At 32.3% G+C, this 6,023-nt stretch carries 6 protein-coding genes; 1 reads left to right on the top strand and 5 read right to left on the bottom strand.

Features of this window, described 5'->3' with window-relative positions; genetic code table 11:
- Positions 1–13: 13 nt before the first annotated feature.
- The 5 genes from DT250_RS30645 to DT250_RS32490 form a co-directional block, all read right to left on the bottom strand.
- The gene (locus DT250_RS30645) at positions 14–427 is read right to left on the bottom strand and encodes a hypothetical protein (protein WP_000273069.1); all 414 of its coding nucleotides are present in this window, start codon (positions 425–427) and stop codon (positions 14–16) included.
- A gap of 13 nt (positions 428–440) precedes the next feature.
- On the bottom strand, positions 441–1,466 hold the full coding sequence (locus DT250_RS30650; protein ID WP_088063579.1) for a WXG100 family type VII secretion target: 1,026 nt from the start codon (positions 1,464–1,466) through the stop codon (positions 441–443).
- 413 nt (positions 1,467–1,879) lie between these two features.
- Complete coding sequence (locus tag DT250_RS30655) at positions 1,880–3,046, bottom strand: S-layer homology domain-containing protein (protein WP_088063580.1); 1,167 nt, start codon at positions 3,044–3,046, stop codon at positions 1,880–1,882.
- Positions 3,047–3,528: 482 nt separating this feature from the next.
- On the bottom strand, positions 3,529–3,786 hold the full coding sequence (locus tag DT250_RS30665) for a hypothetical protein (RefSeq protein ID WP_088610433.1): 258 nt from the start codon (positions 3,784–3,786) through the stop codon (positions 3,529–3,531).
- Between the two features lie 387 nt (positions 3,787–4,173).
- Positions 4,174–4,338, bottom strand: a complete 165-nt coding sequence (locus tag DT250_RS32490) for a hypothetical protein (RefSeq protein WP_252195181.1) — start codon at positions 4,336–4,338, stop codon at positions 4,174–4,176.
- A gap of 1,029 nt (positions 4,339–5,367) precedes the next feature.
- On the opposite strand from DT250_RS32490, the gene DT250_RS30675 reads away from it, so the two are divergent.
- Positions 5,368–5,631, top strand: coding sequence for a hypothetical protein (locus DT250_RS30675; RefSeq protein WP_000807636.1), 264 nt, complete (start codon positions 5,368–5,370; stop codon positions 5,629–5,631).
- The last annotated feature ends 392 nt before the right edge of the window (positions 5,632–6,023 follow it).

Here is a 6,023-nt window from a genome sequence, read left to right on the forward strand (position 1 = left end):
AAAGATATAAATACTAAGACTGTGTATTTTGTTGTAAAAATGCTTCTAAAATTCTTTTAACTGGCAGACTCGATTTTTTCAGTAGACTCTCTGCTTTATCCATTATTTTCTTGTTGGAAGCGATTATTTTTTTATATTCTTCATTGTTAAAAGAACGCAAAGAGTCTATTACATATTCAGCTAATTCATCATTCGCATTGAGTAAATCTAGTAATAAATTGAATCCATTCATCCCAGTATCTTCATCTATACAATATACTAATCTAATTTTATATTTATCATCTCTGTCCTTTAGATTTTGAAGCAATTTATCCCAATCATTTTCAGTAAATTCACTTATCAACTCTTGTACATACATAAATTCATCATCATAGAAGTAGTTATCTGAGCTATTTTCAGATAATACTGCATCTACTTTTTCATACATTTATGTTCCTCCTCTATTTGGTAAATCCACCTGGTAATGGTGCATTAATTTGACCTGTTGGATATCCACTAACCACATTGTCACCTATTTTTATTACATCAATTTCTACGCCGTCAATAATTTCCCTATGAAAAGTTGCTCCATCTCTCCCTCTAATACCTAACGGGGAAGAGTTACCTATATCAGTTATACTATCTAAAATCTTTGTATCACTCCAACTATCTGGAAATATTGTACTATTTTTTATTTTAGCCAATTTCCCGTCAGGGAATTGAGTCGTATATTTGATATCTTTCGTACCATTTGGATTGACCTTAATCGTCTCTGTAGCATAATTAGGATGACTATTTTTAATATTTGATGAATGTCCTCCAATAATTTCATTTTTATTAGGATTTTTTCTCTGTCCCAAAAGAATTTTCTCTTCCATTTCGGATGAAATAATTGACTTAGTCCCGCTGGCTTTCCCAACAGGTACTTTTTTAGCTGTATTTACAGCCTCAGTAGCCTTAGCAGTCATTTTAACTCCTTTTCCTACTTTAGCTATCTTTCCAAAGGGTGTAAGTCCGGCTACAGCCATGACACCTGCTCCAGCACGTTCCCACCCCGAAAGTTTTTCGCCAGTAGATGGATCAATACCATCCCAAACACGACGAACATCATACTCACCACTTATTTCACCCGCTATATCCCTAGCTAGTTTTTTACCATCAAAACCCTCTTTTTCTGATGATAGTGGTCCACACATTGCACCTTTTTCCATTGTAACATCTTGATTATCTGTATTGCGGAATTTTTCGGCAATTCGTTTCAAATCTTCTTCCACTTGTATAAGTGAATTGATAGATGTAAAAGCTTTTGGTCTCGCATCATTGAACATTTGAATGAATTGTTGATTAGAGGCACCAATCCATTGAAAACACAAATGATCAATTTCATTACATAAATTATTATGTATAGATTCTAATGCGATTCTGGTATTACTTGCACGATTTGCGACTTCTTCTAGCATTTCAGGTGTTACCTTGATTTGAACCATTTTTTTCCTCCCTTTCCCAATTAAAATTATGAGACAAAAAGAAAAAAATGTAGATACAGAAACTTTAGATTAATATAATAATATTCGCGTGAAATAGAATCTACTTAATTGTAAATGAAGTCTATATATGTTAAATATTCCCTTACAAAAGAATAGTTTTATTAAAAAAAACAGTCCTGTTGGGCGGCTTTTTTATTTATTTCGTATTAAGTGGGATTAGCTGAGGAATATGGGCACCAAGTAGAAATGGATAAGTTGGAGTAAACTACCCGTTCAATAATGTATTAAATATTTCTGTTTAGCTACTTGTTACTTTATCGGATGGATAGATGTGCATAAGTGATACTATGAATATCTAAAGTGAATTAAAAAAACAAGGTTTCCAATGAAAACCTTGTTTTTTTATCTATTAATTATTTTCTTTTAACATTTATGTATATTCTTTCATAACCATTTGATGCAAGCATTGTGCCTAACTCCATTTTGTAGTTACCCTTATCTAAGTATGCGTGATAATCTCGCTCCCCTGAATTTTTGAAAGGTAATGCAACAATATCGTTAATTTCTTTATCTAGATTTAAATCTGAATTTATTAAGGTAATCCAATTTTTTGCTAACTCTACAGTAGCTTTATCAATTATAAATGTAATCATGAAATCATTTTCATTCTCACCTACTAAATAGAGTTGCCCTTGTCCATAATCATAAATCTTTCCTAAATTAGGATTAGAGGAAAGTAATTCTACCCTTTCACCATCGCCCATCTGGCCGCCGCTGATATATACGCTTTCGTATTTGAAATCTTCATTATAATTATTGTTTATTTTAGTTATTAGATTTTGAGCTTCTTTAGATACAGAATTTATTAGCAACGGTGAACTGTTTGTCCAGCTACTACTGTCGTAATGAAATTCACTTGTAATCATAGAGCTAGGGAGATCAAACGGTGGTAATTCAGGTTTTGCTTCTACAAAATTAATTGCATTATATAGAAACTGTGCATATTGTTCACGAGTTACAATTTTTTTAGGTTCAAACATATTATTTCCTGTTCCAACTACAATTTTATTTTCTTGAAGTGCACTGATTGCGTCAGTAGCCCAATAATTTTTTTCAACATCTTCAAATGTAGTTATAGATGATGTTCTTAATCTGAAAGCCTTTTTTAATACAGCAGCCAACTGTTCACGAGTTAAAGTATCATCTGGGCCAAATTTACCATTACCATATCCATTCATAATTCCAGCTTTAGCAATCGCTAAAATTTCTTTTTCAAACATAGTACCTTTTACATCATTGAATGGATTTTTGAAAGGAGGGTCAGTAGGATCAGTCACTGGTTGCATATAAGTATATAACAATCTAGCAACTTGACCTCGTGTGATGGGATCACCAAAACCAAATATACCATTTCCATAACCAGCAAAGATCTGTTTCTCTTTTAAATCCATAATTGCATTATAAGACCAATGATCTGAAGGAACATCGCGAAATCCAGTCTCAGCTTGTGCATTTGTTAAAGAGGTAAACGTTGATGTAGCAAGAACAGCGCCTGCTATAATAATTTGTTTGAATTTCATTAGTGAGCTCCTTTTAATTAATTTTTTTACAAATTAATTACTTATTTCATTAATAAATATAAATATAGCAATTAATATTATATTTATATTTGTTAATTAAATCAATATTTATTGATAATTGGATATTTAGATAGATTACAAATAAATTTCGATTACTATCCATAACTACTAGGAAAGGCATACTATGTAAGTTTGATTAAATGCAGAAACTTGAATGAAGTCCGTATCTGCATTACGAAATAAAGGGCCGGATGTATACGTTTGATAGCGAGGTTCGCATTGACAATCACAGTCGCATTTTTTATGTTTCTTCCGATAACACTTATGTGAACGGTCGTAATAAAAGTTTGACATATTAATCACGCACCTCCTTTTTAGTACATGCTATGCGAAGAGTAGGAGGGAAGCTTGGACAATAGAGTATAGTTATTTAAGACAGAAATAGAAAAGACCGTCCCATTTAGAGACGGTCTTCTTAATTACTATAACCTAGTATTTATCAGTCCCAAAGACATGTTCTTTGTCTTTAAGCTGGCACTCAAAAACTTAACAATGTTTCTTTTTACAATGACAACAAATAAAGAAACATTTACAACGACACTTATTTTGCTTAAACTTCCAATCGTCATCGCAATTGTGCTTATCTTTAGATTTCCACCAATCGTCATCACAATGATGCTTATTTTTAGATTTCCACCAATCATCACAACAATGATTTTTCTTAGAACTCCAGCAATCATTATTCCAGGACATTCTTTTATACCTCCCTTCAATTAGGGTTCATACTATTCTATGTTTTAGTAAAAAAACTGCTTGTTTATTAATCTATTGTTATACTCTTATATGATAGAGAGCTTTCTACTAGATATAGAATTCATACAAACTATGCTAATTTCTAAGGGATAGTGGAGAGAACTACTAGTTGCGACATTTATCAACAAACACTAGTTGAAGAAAAATATTCTCGTTTTAAATAATATCTTATCTTTGGGTACGTTTTTTGGGTGTATATTTCACAATAGCGAAGGAAAAACATACTATATAAATGCAAATGAAGCCTATGTGTATGTGAAGTAAAAACAAGCCGTCCTGTCGGCTTGTTTTAGTTTATAACGTATTAAATGGGTTCAACTGGGGAGATCGGTTGGATAAAACTGCCCGTTCAACATCGTATTCCCTTGCTGAATCACTCCTCCAAAGTTAATGCCCCATGTATTTATGATAACTAGTCGGACAGGGTCTAGTGGTAGTGCAGCGTCTGTTGGAATAGCCGGATTTACTGGCTGTGTCACTCGAACTACGTATATAGGGTCTTGTGAAAAATAGGTTCTTGGGGGGCAAACACCCTTAAGCTAAAAAGTTGCTGAGGTGGAATCGTAAATGTAACTGGACCAATAAACGGAGTTACTCCTTCGGGTTCGCAATAGATACATTATCCATTACCATTCTTATTGCCTACGTCATCATCTGAACCACCGTTATCATTGTTAATTAACTCCCCACAAAGATATTCATAAGAGGGAAATACATCACCAACACAAGTATCTTGGTAATTTTGTACCGCTATAGTTACAATTTGTGGCTCGTCTGTTTGATTAAGCGCAGAAACTTGAATGAAGTCGGTGTCCGAATTGCGAAATAAAGGTCCAGATGTTAACGTTTGATAGCGAGGTTCACAAAGACAATCACAGTCGCATTTTTTACGCTTCTTCCGGTAGCACTTATGTGAACGGTTGTAATAATAGCATGTACTAAAAAGCACGAACCTCCTTTTAATTTATATTTACTAATTTGTTGAATCTAAATTCTGTATTTAAATCAAAGGCACCTGTATAATACACTGTTTCTATGATGAAAGATTGGAATTCACAATTGATGCAAAAATAAATGGCTGGACACAATATAAAGTACATAATAGCAAAGATCAAATATTTTATATTATAGCAAACTCAGAGTTAGTTACTGTCAAGAAAAGAGAAATTCACTTTTATAAGGAAGAACGTTATTGTTTTCAATTCTATTATCTAATTTAATAAATAAAAAGTTATCGTAATCTTTGGTATGTTAAGTATCGAGGTTTTCACAGATAATGCCCCGAATATATTATTTGAATTTTCTGAAAATATAGGGAGACGTTTGAATTTATATTATTAGTGAGCAAGTCTAAGCAAATTGCAAGAATAAACATAATCTATCTTATAAAGTAGTGAGGCAGTACTAAAAAGATGAGATTTACTTTACTAGTTTTTTTATAGTAAGTAGGTTGGATTCCAAAAGACTTCTTCACTACTTTATAAATTTTAAAGGAAAGGATGATATAAATGGCAGAACATCGTGAAGATGAAATCCGCACTTTGTTACGCGCATTTCAATTAGTAGGAGCGAGGGTTGTATTATTTTTGCCTTCATTTCACGTAGAAGGTCTTATTACTCGAATCGGAGAAACCTTTGTTACACTTCGTCGTGGTAATGGAGAGGGCGTAGAAGTTGAAAGTAATGATAATGGAAATGCACTTGAAAATCCTAACCAAATTAGTGTCAAAATTAGTGATATTTTATCAGTTAGTGATGATCGAGGAGAGTAATTAGCAAGGTGAAAAAATGCACTAGGTATTGTATTCCTAGTGCATTTTTTAATGTTATATAAAATTCAAATAAACAAAAAATGTATCAAGTATGGAATTTGAAATTAATTACATACAAGCCTCTTGATAGGACTCTTATCGTAATTTATAAAAAAAGTTTGAAAAATATAAGTTATATCTATATTTTAGGTAATTGTACTATCACTTTTATACAAGTCATGTTTACAATATAATACAAACCTTTATAGGAGGGGATTATGTGTGTAAGTTCTGTTCAAATCAAGACAATACCAAATCTAAATTCAGATTATTCGATATAAAACCTATTCCGTTTTTTATTCCATCAAAATCTTTTGCATATTCATCAGGACCTCAAGAAACACCTGATATCT

The sequence above is a fragment of the Bacillus sp. AR2-1 genome, assembly GCF_008368755.1.
Lineage (GTDB): Bacteria > Bacillota > Bacilli > Bacillales > Bacillaceae_G > Bacillus_A > Bacillus_A wiedmannii.